The 17132-nt window shown below is 63.1% G+C and carries 15 protein-coding genes; all 15 read left to right on the top strand.

Translation table 11 applies throughout. The features are described 5' to 3' along the window. Positions 1–7 precede the first annotated feature (7 nt). Positions 8–1312 (top strand): NADH-quinone oxidoreductase subunit NuoF, encoded by a 1305-nt coding sequence (gene nuoF, locus P9272_RS10215; RefSeq protein ID WP_112127350.1) that lies wholly within the window; start codon positions 8–10, stop codon positions 1310–1312. Between the two features lie 67 nt (positions 1313–1379). Continuing rightward, the gene (locus P9272_RS10210) at positions 1380–2060 is read left to right on the top strand and encodes an NADH-ubiquinone dehydrogenase (protein WP_128258152.1); all 681 of its coding nucleotides are present in this window, start codon (positions 1380–1382) and stop codon (positions 2058–2060) included. A gap of 73 nt (positions 2061–2133) precedes the next feature. Continuing rightward, positions 2134–4215, top strand: a complete 2082-nt coding sequence (nuoG, locus tag P9272_RS10205; protein WP_278160453.1) for an NADH-quinone oxidoreductase subunit NuoG — start codon at positions 2134–2136, stop codon at positions 4213–4215. A 2-nt stretch (positions 4216–4217) separates the two neighbouring features. Next, positions 4218–5261 (top strand): NADH-quinone oxidoreductase subunit NuoH, encoded by a 1044-nt coding sequence (gene nuoH, locus P9272_RS10200; RefSeq protein ID WP_128258150.1) that lies wholly within the window; start codon positions 4218–4220, stop codon positions 5259–5261. Further along, positions 5261–5752 (top strand): NADH-quinone oxidoreductase subunit NuoI, encoded by a 492-nt coding sequence (nuoI, locus tag P9272_RS10195; RefSeq protein ID WP_042643165.1) that lies wholly within the window; start codon positions 5261–5263, stop codon positions 5750–5752. The genes nuoH and nuoI overlap by 1 nt, the downstream gene beginning before the upstream one ends. Before the next feature lie 127 nt (positions 5753–5879). After that, positions 5880–6500, top strand: coding sequence for an NADH-quinone oxidoreductase subunit J (locus P9272_RS10190; protein WP_278160452.1), 621 nt, complete (start codon positions 5880–5882; stop codon positions 6498–6500). 1 nt (position 6501) lies between these two features. After that, complete coding sequence (nuoK, locus tag P9272_RS10185; protein WP_027168992.1) at positions 6502–6810, top strand: NADH-quinone oxidoreductase subunit NuoK; 309 nt, start codon at positions 6502–6504, stop codon at positions 6808–6810. Between the two features lie 11 nt (positions 6811–6821). After that, complete coding sequence (gene nuoL / locus P9272_RS10180) at positions 6822–8795, top strand: NADH-quinone oxidoreductase subunit L (RefSeq protein ID WP_278160451.1); 1974 nt, start codon at positions 6822–6824, stop codon at positions 8793–8795. Continuing rightward, on the top strand, positions 8795–10300 hold the full coding sequence (locus P9272_RS10175; protein ID WP_128258148.1) for an NADH-quinone oxidoreductase subunit M: 1506 nt from the start codon (positions 8795–8797) through the stop codon (positions 10298–10300). Before nuoL ends, P9272_RS10175 begins: the two co-directional genes overlap by 1 nt. A gap of 14 nt (positions 10301–10314) precedes the next feature. Further along, complete coding sequence (gene nuoN, locus P9272_RS10170) at positions 10315–11751, top strand: NADH-quinone oxidoreductase subunit NuoN (RefSeq protein WP_278160450.1); 1437 nt, start codon at positions 10315–10317, stop codon at positions 11749–11751. Between the two features lie 4 nt (positions 11752–11755). Continuing rightward, a complete protein-coding gene (locus P9272_RS10165) occupies positions 11756–12577 on the top strand; it encodes a biotin--[acetyl-CoA-carboxylase] ligase (RefSeq protein ID WP_278160449.1) in 822 nt (273 codons plus the stop codon). A gap of 94 nt (positions 12578–12671) precedes the next feature. Then, entirely contained in the window at positions 12672–14342 is a 1671-nt protein-coding gene (locus tag P9272_RS10160) for a ribonuclease J (RefSeq protein ID WP_128258145.1), read from the top strand. A gap of 129 nt (positions 14343–14471) precedes the next feature. Next, on the top strand, positions 14472–14876 hold the full coding sequence (mce, locus tag P9272_RS10155; RefSeq protein WP_128258144.1) for a methylmalonyl-CoA epimerase: 405 nt from the start codon (positions 14472–14474) through the stop codon (positions 14874–14876). After that, complete coding sequence (locus tag P9272_RS10150) at positions 14873–15157, top strand: DUF1467 family protein (RefSeq protein WP_128258143.1); 285 nt, start codon at positions 14873–14875, stop codon at positions 15155–15157. The genes mce and P9272_RS10150 overlap by 4 nt, the downstream gene beginning before the upstream one ends. 576 nt (positions 15158–15733) lie before the next feature. After that, positions 15734–17062 carry a proline--tRNA ligase gene (gene proS / locus P9272_RS10145; RefSeq protein WP_128258142.1) on the top strand — a complete coding sequence of 443 codons (1329 nt, stop codon included), beginning with the start codon at positions 15734–15736 and terminating at the stop codon, positions 17060–17062. The last annotated feature ends 70 nt before the right edge of the window (positions 17063–17132 follow it).

Genomic DNA, 17132 nt, shown 5'->3' with positions numbered 1-17132 from the left:
ACGACAAATGCTTCAGGACAAAGACCGCATCTTCACCAACATCTACGGCCTGTTCGACAAGTCGCTGGCCGGCGCGCAGTCGCGTGGCATCTGGGACGATACGCCCGGCCTTATCGCCAAGGGCCGCGACTGGATCGTCAACGAGATGAAGGCGTCCGGCCTGCGCGGCCGCGGCGGCGCCGGCTTCCCGACCGGGCTGAAATGGTCGTTCATGCCCAAGCAGAGCGACGGCCGTCCGAGCTATCTGGTCATCAATGCCGACGAATCGGAGCCGGGTACCTGCAAGGACCGCGACATCCTGCGCAATGATCCGCACACGCTGGTCGAGGGCGCGTTGGTCGCCGGCTTCGCCATGGGCGCGGTCGCGGCCTACATCTATGTGCGCGGCGAGTTCATCCGCGAGCGCGAGGCGCTGCAGCGCGCGATCGACGAGGCTTACGCGGCCAAGCTCATCGGCAAGGGCAACACGTCCGGCTACGACTTTGACGTCTATATGCATCACGGGGCCGGCGCCTATATCTGCGGCGAGGAGACGGCGCTGCTCGAAAGCCTGGAAGGCAAGAAGGGCCAGCCGCGGCTGAAGCCGCCGTTCCCGGCCAATGTCGGCCTCTATGGCTGCCCGACCACGGTCAACAATGTCGAGTCGATCGCGGTGGCGCCGACCATCCTGCGCCGGGGCGCGGCCTGGTTCTCGTCCTTCGGCCGTCCGAACAATGCCGGCACCAAGCTGTTCTGCGTGTCAGGCCACGTCAACAATCCGTGCACCTTCGAAGAGGCGATGTCGATCCCGTTCCGGGAACTGATCGAAACGCATTGCGGCGGTATCCGCGGCGGCTGGGACAATCTGCTCGCGGTCATTCCGGGTGGCGCTTCGGTGCCGCTGGTGCCGGCCGAGCAGATCATGGACGCGCCGATGGATTTCGACGCACTGCGCGATCTCAAATCCGGCCTCGGCACGGCGGCCGTGATCGTGATGGACAAGTCGACGGATGTCGTGAAGGCGATCGCCAGGCTGTCCTACTTCTATAAGCATGAAAGCTGCGGCCAGTGCACGCCGTGCCGCGAAGGCACCGGCTGGATGTGGCGGGTGATGGAGCGGCTGGTGCGCGGCGAAGCCCAGAAGCGCGAGATCGACATGCTGCTCGACGTCACCAAGCAGGTCGAGGGGCACACGATCTGCGCGCTGGGTGACGCGGCGGCCTGGCCGATCCAGGGCTTGATGAGGCATTTCCGCGGCGAGGTGGAACGCCGCATCGACGAGTTTTCGCGCAACGCGCACCGGGTCGAGCCGGTGATGGTGGCGGCGGAATAAGATTTAGGGGCGCAAGCCCGAGACGGAAGCAGGGCGGGGCATACGAAGAAACGACCAGGAGATCTCTGTGGCGCCGTATTCGATACCCTATCCGTTCATGCCTGATTTGGACCAGCTCGAGAAGATGAACCAGGACCTGACCAAGATGATGCCGAAGGAGATGGCCAGCGCCGTCAACCTTTTCGCGCATCCGGTCGCGGGTGCTGCCGCGATGTCGGCGCTCGGCATCGGTCTCGCCAACCATGCCGTCGGCATGTGGATGGGCGCCTTCGCCGGCGCGCTGGAAGCTTCGCAGCGCATGTTGCAGCCTTTCCTCGACGATCTCGAGGCGCAGAGCGAAGCGGCCGCCAACGCGTCCAAGGCGCGTAAGGCGACGGAGACGCTGATCGCCGAGGCGCAGACCTTTGCCCGCGACGTGACCGATTTCGCGGCGAACGCGACCGAGAAGGCTCTCGACGCGACCGGGACCGATATTGTCGCTCAGCCGGCAGCGACCGGGTTGATGCCCGAGGATTTCAGGCAACCGAAAGGCGTCGACAAGCCGGCGAAGCCGTCGGACCTGAAGGCGATTTCGGGAATAGGACCGAAACTGGAGAAGGTGCTCAACGGTCTCGGCATCTGGACCTATGAGCAGATCGCGGCCTGGACGTCGCAAGAGATCGCCTGGGTGGAAGATTATCTGTCGCTGGCCGGCCGTGTCGGCCGCGACGACTGGACCGCGCAGGCGGCGGCGCTCGCCGCAAAATGATCTTGAGAAGCCGGGCGCCGCGCAAGCCGCGCCCGCAAGGTAGATTGCGGACATCCGCAGGGGTTTGAGGCGAATGGCAAAGCTGAAGGTCGACGGGAAAGAGATCACGGTACCCGACCATTACACGCTGCTGCAGGCGGCGGAGGATGCCGGCGCGGAAGTGCCACGCTTCTGCTTCCACGAGCGGCTGTCGATCGCCGGCAATTGCCGTATGTGCCTGATCGAGGTGAAGGGCGGCCCGCCCAAGCCGCAGGCATCCTGCGCCATGGGCGTGCGCGACCTGCGCCCCGGCCCGAACGGCGAGCCGCCGGAAATCTTCACCAACACGCCGATGGTCAAGAAGGCCCGCGAAGGCGTGATGGAATTCCTGCTGATCAATCATCCGCTCGATTGCCCGATCTGCGACCAGGGCGGCGAGTGCGACCTGCAGGACCAGGCGATGGCCTTCGGCGTCGATTCCTCCCGCTATCATGAGAACAAGCGCGCGGTCGAAGACAAGTATATCGGCCCGCTCGTCAAGACCGTGATGAACCGCTGCATCCACTGCACGCGCTGCGTCCGCTTTACCACCGAAGTCGCAGGCATTTCCGAGCTCGGCCTGATTGGCCGCGGCGAGGATGCCGAGATCACCACCTATCTCGAACAGGCGATGACGTCCGAACTGCAGGGCAATGTCATCGATCTGTGCCCGGTTGGCGCGCTGACCTCCAAGCCGTTCGCCTTCCAGGCGCGGCCGTGGGAGCTGACCAAGACGGAATCAATCGACGTTATGGACGCTGTCGGCTCGGCGATCCGCGTCGATTCCAGGGGTCGGGAAGTGATGCGCATCCTGCCGCGCGTCAACGAGGCGGTGAACGAGGAGTGGATCTCCGACAAGACCCGCTTCATCTGGGACGGCTTGCGCACGCAGCGCCTCGATCGCCCCTATGTGCGCAAGAACGGCAAGCTCGCTCCGGCAAGCTGGGCGGAAGCCTTCGCGGCGATCAGGGACGAGGTGTCGAAGACCGCGCCCGAGCGGATCGGCGCGATTGCCGGCGATCTCGCGGCCGTCGAGGAAATCTATGCGCTCAAGCTTCTGATGAGCGCTCTCGGCTCGAAGAACATCGACTGTCGCCAGGATGGCGCCGCGCTCGATCCGTCACTCGGCCGCGCGAGCTACATCTTCAACCCGACCATCGAAGGCATCGAGCAGGCCGACGCGGTGCTGATCATCGGCGCCAATCCGCGCTTCGAGGCTTCGGTGCTCAACGCCCGTATCCGCAAGCGCTGGCGCGTCGGCAATCTGCCGGTCGGCGTGATCGGCGAGATCGGCGACACCCGCTACGATTACGAGCTCATCGGCGCCGGCCCGGAATCGCTGAAGGATCTCGCCGACGGCAACGGCAAGTTCTTCGAGGTGCTGAGCAAGGTCACGCATCCGCTGATCATCGTCGGCCAGGGCGCGCTGGCGCGCACGGATGGTGCTGCGGTGCTCGGCCAGGCGGCAAGGCTCGCGGCCGCCGTCAACGCCGTCACGGCCGAGTGGAACGGCTTTGCGGTGCTCCACAATGCGGCGTCGCGCGTCGGCGGCCTCGATGTCGGCTTCGTGCCCGGCGAGGGCGGCAAGAACGTTGCCGGCATGCTGGGCGACACGGATGTGCTCTTCCTGCTCGGCGCCGACGAGATCGACATGGCCAGGACCGGCGGCGCGTTCGTCGTCTATATCGGCACGCATGGCGATGCCGGCGCGCATCGCGCCAACGTGATCCTGCCGGCCGCCGCCTATACCGAAAAATCCGGCACCTATGTGAACACGGAAGGCCGTGTGCAGCAGACCAATCGCGCCGGTTTCGCTCCCGGCGAGGCGCGCGAGGACTGGGCGATCCTGCGGGCGCTTTCCGACGTGCTCGGCAAGAAGCTGCCTTTCGATTCGCTGGCGCAGCTGCGCGCCAAGCTCTATGGCGAATTCCCGCATCTCGCCCGCATCGATCAGGTGCAGGCCGGCAGCGCCGACGACGTCGCCAGGGTGGCGAAGCTCGGCGGCCGTTTGAACAAGGGCACCTTCACCTCGTCAGTGAAGGACTTCTACCTGACCAACCCGATCGCGCGGGCGTCGGCCGTGATGGCTGAATGCTCGGCGCTGGCCAAGAGCGGCTTCAAGCAGGCGGCGGAATAAGCATGGATACCTTCTTCTCCTTCTACGTCCTGCCCGCGCTGCTGATCCTGTTGAAGTCGGTCGTGCTGATCGTCGTGCTTCTGGTCTTCGTGGCGTATATTCTCTACGCCGACCGCAAGATCTGGGCGGCGGTGCAATTGCGCCGCGGCCCGAACGTGGTTGGCCCGTGGGGAACGCTCCAGGCCTTCGCAGACCTTCTGAAATTCGTCTTCAAGGAGCCGGTGATCCCGTCCGGTGCCAACAAGGGCGTTTTCCTGCTGGCGCCGCTGGTGTCGGCCGTGCTGGCGATTTCGGCCTGGGCGGTCATTCCGGTCAGCGAAGGCTGGGCGGTCGCCAACATCAATGTCGGCATCCTTTACGTCTTCGCCATCTCCTCGCTCGAGGTCTATGGCGTGATTATGGGCGGCTGGGCATCCAACTCCAAATATCCGTTCCTCGGCGCGCTGCGCTCGGCCGCGCAGATGGTGTCCTACGAAGTTTCGATCGGCTTCGTGATCGTGACCGTGCTGCTCACCGCCGGATCGCTGAATCTCTCCGACATCGTGCTGTCGCAGCATGATGGGCTCGGCACGCGGCTCGGCCTGCCCAACACTTTCCTCGACTGGAACTGGCTGGCGCTGTTCCCGATGTTTGTGGTCTTCTTCATTTCGGCGCTGGCCGAAACGAACCGTCCGCCTTTCGATCTGGTGGAAGCCGAATCGGAGCTGGTCGCGGGGCATATGGTCGAATACTCGTCGACGCCGTTCCTGCTGTTCTTCCTCGGCGAGTATGTCGCGATCGTGCTGATGTGCGCCCTGGCGACCATCCTGTTCCTCGGCGGATGGCTGCCGCCGTTTGAGTTCGCGCCCTTCACCTGGGTGCCCGGCGTCATCTGGTTCGTGCTGAAGGTCTGCTTCGTGTTCTTCGGTATCTCCATGGTGAAGGCTTTCGTGCCGCGCTACCGCTACGACCAATTGATGCGGCTGGGCTGGAAGGTGTTCCTGCCGTTGTCGCTGTTCATGGTCGTCGCCACCGCGGCCTTCCTCAAGATCACGGGGTTTGCGTGATGTCCGCTCTGGCCCAGGCCGCAAAATCGCTGCTGCTGAAGGATTTCGTCAGCGCCTTCTTCCTGTCGATGCGCCAATTCTTCGCGCCGAAGGAAACGATCAACTATCCGCACGAGAAGGGGCCGACCAGCCCGCGCTTCCGAGGTGAGCACGCGCTGCGCCGTTATCCGAATGGCGAGGAACGCTGTATCGCCTGCAAGCTCTGTGAGGCGATCTGCCCGGCGCAGGCGATCACCATCGAGGCCGGTCCGCGCCGCAATGACGGCACGCGCCGCACCGTGCGCTACGACATCGACATGGTGAAGTGCATCTATTGCGGCTTCTGCCAGGAAGCCTGCCCGGTCGACGCCATCGTCGAGGGGCCGAATTTCGAATTCGCGACCGAGACGCGCGAGGAGCTTTACTACAACAAGGAAAAGCTGCTCGCGAACGGAGATCGCTGGGAACGTGAGCTGGCGCGCAACATCGCGCTCGACTCGCCTTATCGCTGACATTTGACGCATGGACGGGGCGAGCGGCCTCGTCTAAGGAACACGCGGCTTCGGTACCGGAGGCGGAACGAAGCCAGAGAGTACGGAGAGGGCGAATGTCCGACCCGACAAGAACCCGGGGAATCCCATGCTGACTGGATTAGAGGCGGCCTTTTTCTACCTCTTCGCCTTTATCGCCGTGGCGTCGGCCTTCATGGTCATTTCGTCGCGCAACCCCGTACATTCCGTGCTGTTCCTGATCCTCACCTTCTTCAACGCCGCCGGCTTGTTCATGCTGACGGGCGCCGAGTTCCTGGCGATGATCCTGCTGGTCGTCTATGTCGGCGCGGTGATGGTGCTGTTCCTGTTCGTCGTCATGATGCTCGACGTCGACTTCGCCGAGATGAAGCAGGGCGCGCTGCAATATGCACCGATCGGCGCGCTGGTCGGGCTGATCCTCGCGGCGGAGCTGATCATCGTGCTCGGCGGCTACACATTCGCGCCTCAGCTTGCCTCGACGGTCGCCAAGGCAACGCCGGATCTCGCCACGCGTTCCAACACGGCCGCGCTAGGCGATATCCTTTACACGGACTACCTCTATTATTTCCAGATTTCCGGCCTGGTGCTGCTGGTCGCCATGATCGGCGCCATCGTGCTGACGCTGCGCCACAAACCAGGCGTCAAGCGGCAGTCGATTGCCGCGCAGGTCGCCCGCACGCCGGCCACGGGCATGGAAATCCGCAAGGTCAAATCGGGCGAGGGCATCTGAGATGGTCGTCGGCATTGCACATTACCTGACCGTATCGGCGATCCTGTTCACGCTCGGCGTGTTCGGCATCTTTCTGAACCGCCGCAACATCATCGTCATTCTCATGTCGATCGAACTCATCCTGCTCGCGGTCAATATCAACTTCGTCGCGTTCTCGGCGGCGCTGCATGATCTCGTCGGACAGGTGTTCGCCCTGTTCGTGCTGACGGTCGCGGCTGCCGAAGCCGCGATCGGTCTTGCCATTCTTGTCGTCTTCTTCCGTAACCGCGGTTCGATCGCGGTCGAAGACGTGAGCGCGATGAAGGGTTGACGGGCACCACCATGTATCAGGCTATCGTCTTCCTTCCGCTGCTCGGCTTCATGATTGTCGGCCTGTTCGGCAATTCGCTCGGCGCCAAGGCTTCCGAATACATCACCTCCGGCTTCCTGGTGATCGCGGCGGTGCTGTCCTGGATCGCCTTCTTTACCGTCGGCTTCGGCCATGGCGAGGTGTTCGCCGTGCCGGTGCTGCGCTGGATCCAGTCGGGCGGCATCGACGCCTCGTGGGCGCTCAGGATCGACACGCTGACGGTGGTGATGCTGGTCGTCGTCAACACCGTGTCGGCGCTGGTTCATATCTATTCGATCGGCTACATGCACCACGATCCGAACCGGCCGCGCTTCTTCGCCTATCTGTCGCTGTTCACCTTCGCCATGCTGATGCTGGTGACCGCCGATAACCTCATCCAGATGTTCTTCGGCTGGGAAGGCGTCGGTCTCGCTTCCTACCTGCTGATCGGCTTCTGGTACAAGAAGCCGTCGGCCAACGCCGCGGCGATCAAGGCCTTCGTCGTCAACCGCGTCGGCGACTTCGGCTTCGCGCTCGGCATCTTCGGCGTGTTCGTGCTGTTCGGCTCGGTCAATCTGAGCACCGTGTTTGCCAATGCGGCGTCATTTCTGCCGGCCGAAGGCGCACCTGCCGGCGCCGCCGTGCTGACTTTCCTCGGCCATGCGCTCGACAAGCAGACGGCGCTGACCGTCGTCTGCCTGCTGCTCTTCATGGGCGCCATGGGCAAATCGGCGCAGGTGCCGCTGCACACCTGGCTGCCGGACGCCATGGAAGGCCCGACGCCGGTCTCCGCGCTCATCCATGCCGCGACCATGGTGACCGCCGGCGTGTTCATGCTGGCGCGGCTGTCGCCGCTGTTCGAGCTGTCGCACTCGGCGCTGACCGTCGTCACCTTCATCGGCGCCTTCACCGCCTTCTTCGCGGCGACCGTCGGCCTCGTCCAGAACGACATCAAGCGCGTCATCGCCTATTCGACCTGCTCGCAGCTCGGCTATATGTTCGTGGCGCTCGGCGTCGGCGCCTATGGCGCGGCGATCTTCCATCTGTTCACGCACGCCTTCTTCAAGGCGCTGTTGTTCCTCGGCTCCGGCTCGGTCATCCATGCCGTGTCGGACGAGCAGGACATGCGCAAGATGGGAGGGCTCCGCAAGCTCATCCCCGCCACCTACTGGATGATGATCGTCGGCACGCTGGCGCTGACCGGTGTGGGTGTTCCGGCAACGGTGATCGGCACCGCCGGCTTCTTCTCCAAGGACGCCATCATCGCGACCTCCTTCGCCAGCCACAATGCCGTCGCCGGCTTCGCCTTCATCCTGCTGGTGGTCGCGGCCTGCTTCACCAGCTTCTACTCATGGCGCCTGATCTTCATGACCTTCCACGGCGAGCCGCGCGCCAGCCACGAAGTCATGCACCATGTCCATGAATCGCCGCCGGTGATGCTGGTGCCGCTCTATGTGCTGGCGGCCGGCGCGCTGTTCGCGGGCATCATCTTCCATGGCGCCTTCATCGGCGAGGGCTATGCCGAATTCTGGAAAGCGTCGCTGTTCACGCTGCCGGACAACCACATCCTGCACGAGATCCACGAACTGCCGCTCTGGGTGGAACTGGCGCCGTTCGTGGCCATGGTGATCGGCCTGCTGGTTGCGTGGAAATTCTATATCCGCTCGCCGGAACTGCCGCGCAGCGTCGCCGCCAACCACCGCCTGCTCTACGCCTTCCTGCTCAACAAGTGGTATTTCGACGAGCTCTACGACTTCCTGTTCGTGCAGCCGGCCAAGCGCCTCGGCAGGTTCCTGTGGAAGACCGGTGACGGCACGATCATCGACGGCCTCGGACCGGACGGCATCTCGGCGCGCGTCGTCGATGTTACCAACCGCGTCGTCAAGCTGCAGACTGGCTACCTCTACCACTATGCTTTCGCCATGCTGATAGGCGTGGCCGCTCTCGTCACCTGGATGATGCTCTGATGACCGACTGGCCAATCCTCTCGCTGGTCACCTTCCTGCCGCTGGTTGGTGTTCTCTTCATTCTGCCGATCAGCGACGACAGCGAAAACGCGCGCCGCAATATCCGCGGTATCGCGCTTGCGACGACAACTTTCACCTTCCTGGTGTCTCTGTTCATCTGGAAAGGCTTCGACAATTCGCAGGCCGGCTTCCAGTTCGTCGAGAAATACGCTTGGCTGGATTCGGGCATTTCCTACCACATGGGCGTCGACGGCATCTCGATGCTGTTCGTCATCCTGACGACCTTCCTGATGCCGCTTTCCATCCTCGCCTCCTGGGAAGCGATCGAGAAGCGGGTCAAGGCCTATATGATTGCCTTCCTTATCCTCGAAACGCTGATGATCGGCGTGTTCTGCGCGCTCGACATCGTGCTGTTCTACGTCTTCTTCGAGGCCGGCCTGATCCCGATGTTCATCATCATCGGCGTATGGGGTGGCAAGCGGCGCGTCTATGCCTCGTTCAAGTTCTTCCTCTACACGCTTGCCGGTTCGGTGCTGATGCTGCTCGCCATCATGGCGATGTTCTTCCAGTCGGGCACCACGGACATCCCGACTCTTCTGACACATCACTTCCCGGCCAACATGCAGACCTGGCTGTGGCTGGCCTTCTTCGCCTCCTTCGCGGTGAAGATGCCGATGTGGCCGGTGCACACCTGGCTTCCCGATGCCCACGTCGAGGCGCCGACGGCGGGCTCGGTCATCCTGGCAGCCATCCTGCTGAAGATGGGTGGGTACGGCTTCCTGCGCTTCTCGCTGCCGATGTTCCCGGAAGCGTCGGCGATGTTCGCGCCTCTGGTGTTCACGCTCTCCGTAGTCGCCATCATCTACACCTCGTTGGTGGCGCTGATGCAGGAGGACATGAAGAAGCTGATCGCCTATTCGTCGGTCGCCCATATGGGCTTCGTGACCATGGGTATCTTCGCCATGAACCAGGAGGGCGTGCAGGGCGCGATCTTCCAGATGCTCAGCCACGGCCTGGTGTCGGGCGCGCTGTTCCTGTGCGTCGGCGTCATCTACGACCGCATGCATACGCGCGAGATCGACGCCTATGGCGGTCTGGTCAACAACATGCCGAAATACGCGACAGTGTTCATGATCTTCACCATGGCCAATGTCGGCCTGCCGGGCACCAGCGGCTTCATCGGCGAGTTCCTGACCATGCTCGGCGTGTTCAAGGTCAACACCTGGGTGGCGTTCTTCGCCGCGACCGGCGTCATCCTGTCGGCGGCTTACGCGCTTTGGCTGTATCGACGCGTGATCTTCGGAGCGCTGACCAAGGACAGCCTGAAGAACCTGCTCGATCTTTCGCCGCGCGAGAAGGCGATCATCTACCCGCTGGTGGTGCTGGTCATCTTCTTCGGCGTCTACCCGGCGCCGGTGTTCGACGCGACGGCCCAATCGGTCAAGTCGCTCGTCACCAACGTCACCGCTTCCATCAATTCCGCGCAGACCGCGGCGGCGAACTGACTGGGGAATAGACCATGACGCCGGACCTTCTCTCCAGCCTTTCGCTCTCGACGCCGGAATTGATCCTCGCCGTTGGCGCGCTGGTGCTGCTGATGATCGGAGCCTATTCGCGCTCCAACAACACCATGACCGTGACCGGCCTGGCTGTCCTCGTTCTGGTGGTGGCCGGACTCTGGCTGGTCTTCTCCGGGGGGCAGGGCGCTGCCTATGGCGGCGCCTTCGTGCAGGATGCCTTCGGCGCCTTCATGAAGATGCTGGCGCTGATCGGCTCGGCGGTGACGCTGGTCATGTCGATGCGCTTTGCCCGCCAGGAGCATTTCGACAAGTTCGAATTCCCGGTCCTGGTGCTGCTCTGCACGCTCGGCATGCTCCTCATGATCTCAGCCAATGGCATGATCGGGCTTTATCTAGGGCTCGAGTTGCAATCGCTGGCGATCTATGTGCTGGCGGCGATCAACCGCGACAATTTGCGCTCGACCGAGGCGGGTCTGAAATATTTCGTCCTCGGTGCGCTGTCCTCGGGCATGCTGCTCTACGGCATCAGCCTCGTCTACGGCTATACCGGCAACACCGGTTTCCAGGAGATCGCGACGGCCCTGGGCAGCGGCGAGCGCCAACTCGGACTTGTCTTCGGCCTGGTGTTCGTGCTCGCCGGCCTTGCCTTCAAGATTTCCGCCGTGCCGTTCCACATGTGGACGCCGGACGTCTATGAAGGCGCGCCGACCCCGATCACCGCCTTCCTGGCCGCGGCGCCGAAAATGGCGGCGATGGCGCTGATCGTGCGCGTCACCATGGGCGCCTTCAAGCCGATCGCTTCGGACTGGCAGCAGATCGTCGTCTTCATCTCGATCGCCTCGATGGCGCTCGGCGCGTTCGCGGCCATCGGCCAGACCAACATCAAACGCCTGATGGCCTATTCCTCGATCGGCCATATGGGCTACGCGCTGGTCGGCCTTGCCGCCAACAGCCAGGCCGGCGTGCGCGGCGTCGCCATCTACATGCTGATCTACCTGGTGATGACGCTCGGCACCTTCGCCTTCATCCTTGCCATGCGGCGCAAGGAAGGCAATGTCGAGCAGATCAGCGACCTTTCCGGCCTTGCCTCGACCAACCCGGTCATGGCCACCATCCTCACCATCCTGATGTTCTCGCTGGCCGGCATTCCGCCGCTCGCGGGCTTCTGGGGAAAATGGTATGTGTTCCTCGCCGCCATCAACGCACATCTCTATGCGCTGGCGATCATCGGCGTTCTGGCCTCGGTGGTGGGCGCCTACTATTACCTTCGCATCATCAAGATCATGTGGTTCGACGAGCCGGTCGGCGGTTTTGTGCCGATGGCGAGCGAACTGCGCCTAGTGCTCGGCGTCAGCGGCGCCTTCGTGCTGTTCTATGTGCTGATCGGCGGGCCGATCGGCAGTTATGCCGAAGCCGCCGCGAAGACCTTCTTCTGACGGCATGGCGTTTCGGCTGGCTCCAACCGCGGCGTCGGAGGGGTTCCGGCTCGAGGCGCATGACAGCGTCGGCTCCACCAACGCGCTGGCGCTGGAGCACGCGCGCACCGGCGATCCCGGCAAGCTTTGGGTCGTTTCGAAAAAGCAGGAGAGCGGTCGCGGCCGGCGCGGCCGAGCCTGGGCGACGCCCGAAGGCAATCTTGCGGCGACACTGCTCCTGGTTCCGGGCGGCGAGCTTCGGCTGGCCGCGACGCTTGGCTTCGTCGCAGGGCTGGCGCTGGCTGAGGCGCTCGACGCAGTCGTGCCGAAGGGCCGGATCGCCGTTGCCGTCGACGGCGCGAGCCAGGGTCGCAACCGCTTCGAGCTGAAATGGCCAAACGACGTGCTGGCTGCGGGCGCCAAGCTTGCCGGCATTCTGCTGGAATCGACGATGCTGCAAGGCGGCCGCTTCGCGGTTGCCATAGGCATCGGCGTCAATGTCGTGGCCTATCCGCGGGATCTGCCTTATCCGGCGACATCTCTGCAGGCGCTGGGCGCCGACTGCGACGCCGAAACACTGTTCCTGGCACTGTCCGATGCCTGGAGCGAGAATGCCAGGCTCTGGGATGACGGCCGTGGGCTCAATGCCGTCAGAAAGCGCTGGCTTGCCCGCGCGGCGGGGCTCGGGGGCGAGGTTGCTGTCAGAATTGACGGCAATGTGGTGCGCGGCATCTTCGAAACCATTGACGAGGACTGCCGTTTCGTGATCCGCGACGATCAAGGATCGGTTTTGACGATCGCGGCTGGCGACGTGCATTTCGGCGCTGTCGCCTCGGCCAGGGTATAGTTTTATTTTGCGCCATTCTGGACGAAGTCATTGACTGCGGTTTTCCCGGAATTGGCCCAACGGCTTGACCTGACGGTCAGGAAGGAAAGAATTCATGGCGAATAAGGAAAACGCCGAGCTCGTCTTCGCGCCGCTGGGCGGCGTCGGCGAGATCGGCATGAATTTCGCCCTTTACGGCTATGGGCCCGCTGACGCGCGCGAATGGATCGTCGTCGATGTCGGCGTCACCTTTCCCGATAGCGCGCATCCCGGCGTCGATCTCATCCTGCCCGATACGCGTTTCATCGAAGAGAATATCGACGGCTTGCGCGGCATCGTGATCACCCACGCGCATGAGGACCATTACGGCGCGTTGCTCGATATCTGGCCGAGGCTCAAGGCGCCGGTCTGGATGACGCCGTTCACCGCAGGCCTGCTTGAAGCCAAGCGGCAGGGCGAGCAGAACGCACCGAAGATTCCGGCATCGATCTACCGGGCCGGCGAGAAATTCTCCATCGGACCTTTCGAGATCGAGGCCATTCCGGTGGCGCATTCGATTCCCGAGCCGATGTCGCTTGCGATCACCACGCCGGCCGGCACCGTAATCCATACCGGCGACTGGAAGATCGACCCGGAGCCGACGATCGGGCCGAAGACCGACGAGGCGCGGTTCCGCGCCTATGGCGACAAGGGCGTTCTGGCGCTGATTTGCGATTCCACCAACGCGCTGAGGGAAGGGGAGTCGCCGTCGGAAGTGGCCGTAGGCGAAGGCCTCAAGGGCGTCATCGAGAAGGCCAAGGGCCGCGTCGCGGTCACCACTTTCTCCTCCAATGTCGGGCGCATCGTCTCGATAGCGCGCGCGGCGCGCGATGCCGGCCGGCAGTGCCTGGTGCTCGGCCGCTCGCTGAAGCGCGTCATCGATGTGGCGGGCGAGCTCGGCTACATGGATGGCCTTCCGGAGTTCATAGCCGAGGAAGACTATGGCTATATCCCGCGCGAGAACCTGGTGATCATCTGCACCGGCAGCCAGGGCGAGCCGCTCGCCGCGCTTGCCAAGCTGTCGCGCGACGAGATGAAGTCGGTGGCGCTGACGGCCGGCGACACGGTGGTGTTTTCCTCGCGTACCATTCCCGGCAACGAGAGGGCGATCCTCGAGATCAAGAACCGGCTGATCGACCTGGGCATGAAGATCATCGAGGACGGCGACGCGCTGGTGCATGTCTCGGGCCATCCGCGCCGCAGTGAGCTGCGCAAGATGTATGAATGGGTGCGGCCGCAGATCGGCGTTCCCGTGCATGGCGAGGCGGCGCATCTGGTGGCGCAGGGCTCGCTGATGTCGATGTCGGGCATTGGCCAGGTGGCGCAGGTGCGCGACGGCGACATGCTGAGACTGTGGCCCGGCCCGGCGACGATCATCGACCAGTTGCCGTTCGGCCGGCTTTACAAGGACGGGTTCTTGATCGGCACCGACCAGGCGATGGGCATACGCGACCGCCGCAAGCTCTCCTTCGCCGGCCACGTGGCGGTCAATGTAGTGCTCGACGACAAATATGAGCTTGCCGGCGACCCTGACCTGGTGGCGATCGGCGTCGCCGAGGCGGATGCCAGCGGCGAGACGCTGGAAGACCGGATGCTCGATGCGGCAATCGGCGCCGTGGACTCGATTCCGCGCCAGCGTCGAAAAGACCTTGACCTGGTGCAGGAAGCAGTGCGCCGCGCCGTGCGCGCCGCCGCCAACGAAGCCTGGGGCAAGAAGCCGCTGGTGACGGTGTTCGTCACGCGGTGACGAATAAGGGGATAGGGGAGTAAGGCAGTAGGGGAGTAAGGAAGAACGAGCGGTTGCTTTCTTGTGCCTTGTTTTTTCCCTACTCCCTTACTGCCCTACTGCCTTACTCCCCTAAAAGCGGAGCGCTTTATGCTTGGACGCCTGAACCATGTCGCGCTTGCCGTGCCGGATCTCGCCGCGGCAATGGCTGCCTATCGCGATACACTGGGCGCGCGATTGAGCGAGCCGCAGGCGCTGCCGGAGCACGGTGTGACGGTGGTGTTCGTCGATGTCGGCAACACAAAGATCGAGTTGCTGGAGCCGCTGGGCGATGCCTCGCCGATCGCGGCGTTTCTCGAAAAGAACCCTTCGGGCGGCATGCATCATGTCTGCTATGAGGTCGACGATATCCTGGCTGCTCGCGATCACTTGAAGGCAAGCGGCGCGCGCGTGCTGGGCGACGGCAATGCGAAGATCGGCGCGCATGGCAAGCCGGTGCTGTTCCTGCATCCCAAGGATTTCTTCGGAACGCTGGTCGAACTGGAGCAGGCATGAACTGGGTGCTGCTCGTCGCGCTGTTCTTCGTTACCTGGTGGCTGGCGCTATTTATCGTCCTTCCGTTCAGCCTGCGCACCCAGGACGACGACCAGGACGTCACGCTTGGCACGGTTTCCAGCGCGCCGCGCGGGCCGCATATGCGGCGCGCCTTTCTGCGCGCGACGATCGTGACGGTGGTGGTGATGGGCACTTTCTACGGCCTGACGATGGGACTGGGGTTCAGCTTCGACGACATCATGCGGATCATGCCGGACTTTAGTCCGAATACCCATCACTGAGGCTGAGGACACAGTTCTCCCAAGTATTGCGAAGCACGCGCGCGCAAGGGTTGGGATCGGAAGCCGGCTTCCGATTTTCGCGGGCGCAGGACGGTCAAGCTGTTTGGCAGAGGGCTGTGCTAAGCAGATGATTGCACAAAAAAAATGCAAGGCACGAGGCCTTGCAATTTAAACGCGTCCGATCCGTTTCCGGTGTCCGGCGGCAGCGAGTTACCGCGCCTAGATCGCATCCTCCCAAGACTTTGACCGCGTAGGAGAGCAGATTTTTCTCCGCCCTCTCGGTTATTGGCGCACACTAGACCAAGGCAGGTGAAAATGTCACGAAGAATTTTGCCCGGAAACAGGCAATATCGTGCTGCACTGCACAATAGTGCGGCAGGGCTTGCTTGTGAATCGATCAAAAAGCCATTTGCGGCACTTTGCAGCCAAAATCGCCTTTTTGGTAAGGTGCAGAAGCACCCGATACTTTGGGCCCCTCGGGTTTCCATTCGGTCATGAAATGGCTATGAAGCCCGGGCAAGCAGCCTCGGTTGCGCCGATTCCCCCGCGCCGCCATTTTCATTCACGGACCAGTCCATGCGTTTGTCGCGCTACTTCCTGCCCATTCTCAAAGAAAATCCCCGCGAGGCCGAAATCGTCTCGCATCGGCTGATGCTGCGCGCGGGCATGATCCGCCAGCAGGGGCAGGGCAGCTTTTCGTGGCTGCCATTGGGCAAGCGTGTGCTGGACAAGGTTTGCCAGATCATCCGTGAGGAGCAGAACCGCGCCGGCGCGCTGGAAATTCTGATGCCAACCATCCAGTCAGCGGATCTTTGGCGCGAAAGCGGCCGCTACAACGATTACGGCAAGGAGATGCTGCGCATCAAGGATCGCCAGGACCGCGACATGCTCTACGGTCCGACCAACGAGGAGATGGTCACCGAGATTTTCCGCGCCTACGTCAAGTCCTACAAGGACCTGCCGCTCAATCTCTACCACATCCAGTGGAAGTTCCGGGACGAGGTGCGTCCGCGCTTCGGCGTCATGCGCAGCAGAGAGTTCCTGATGAAGGACGCCTATTCCTTCGACCTTGATTTCGAGGGCGCGAGGGCCGCCTACAACCGCATGTTCGTTTCCTATCTCAGGACGTTCACGCGCATGGGCCTGCAGGCCATCCCGATGCGCGCCGACACGGGTCCGATCGGTGGCGATCTCAGCCACGAGTTCATCATCCTGGCGGAGACCGGCGAGAGCCAGGTGTTCTGCGACCGCGCCTATCTCGCGCTCGACGTGCCCGGCGCTGACACCAACTTTTCCGACGACGCCGAGATCGGCGACATCGTGACGAAATGGACGACCCCTTATGCGGCCACCGATGAAATGCATGAGGAGGCAGCCTGGGAGAAAGTCGCCGAAAGCGACCGGCTTTCGGCGCGCGGCATCGAGGTCGGCCATATCTTCCATTTCGGCGAGAAGTACTCCAAGCCGATGAACGCCAAGGTGACTGGCCCCGACGGCAAGGACCACTTTGCGTCTGGCGGTTCCTACGGCATCGGCCCGTCGCGCCTGGTCGCGGCGATCATCGAGGCAAGCCATGACGAGAACGGCATCATCTGGCCGGAAGCGGTGGCGCCCTTCGATATCGGCCTGATCAATATGAAGGCTGGCGACGCCGAATGCGACCGGGTCTGCGACGAACTCTATGCAGCGCTGACTTCGGCCGGCAAGGACGTGCTCTATGACGACACAGACCAGCGGCCCGGCGGCAAATTCGCCACCGCCGACCTGATCGGCCTGCCGTGGCAGGTGATCGTCGGTCCGCGCGGTGTGGCGACGGGCGAGGTCGAGATCAAGAACCGCAAGTCGGGCGAGCGCGAGACGCTGCCGATCGCCGAGGCCAAGAAGCGCCTGGGTGTCGTCGCATGAGACTTCCTGTGTCAACCTGTTGTGAGCAAGGCGTTTGCGGCGGGGTGTTTTTGGGGATCGTAAGGGGTGC

The sequence above is a fragment of the Mesorhizobium sp. WSM4976 genome (assembly GCF_029625685.1).
Lineage (GTDB): Bacteria > Pseudomonadota > Alphaproteobacteria > Rhizobiales > Rhizobiaceae > Mesorhizobium.
Note: the sequence above shows the minus strand (reverse complement) of the source record. Positions and strands in the feature narration are given on the sequence as shown.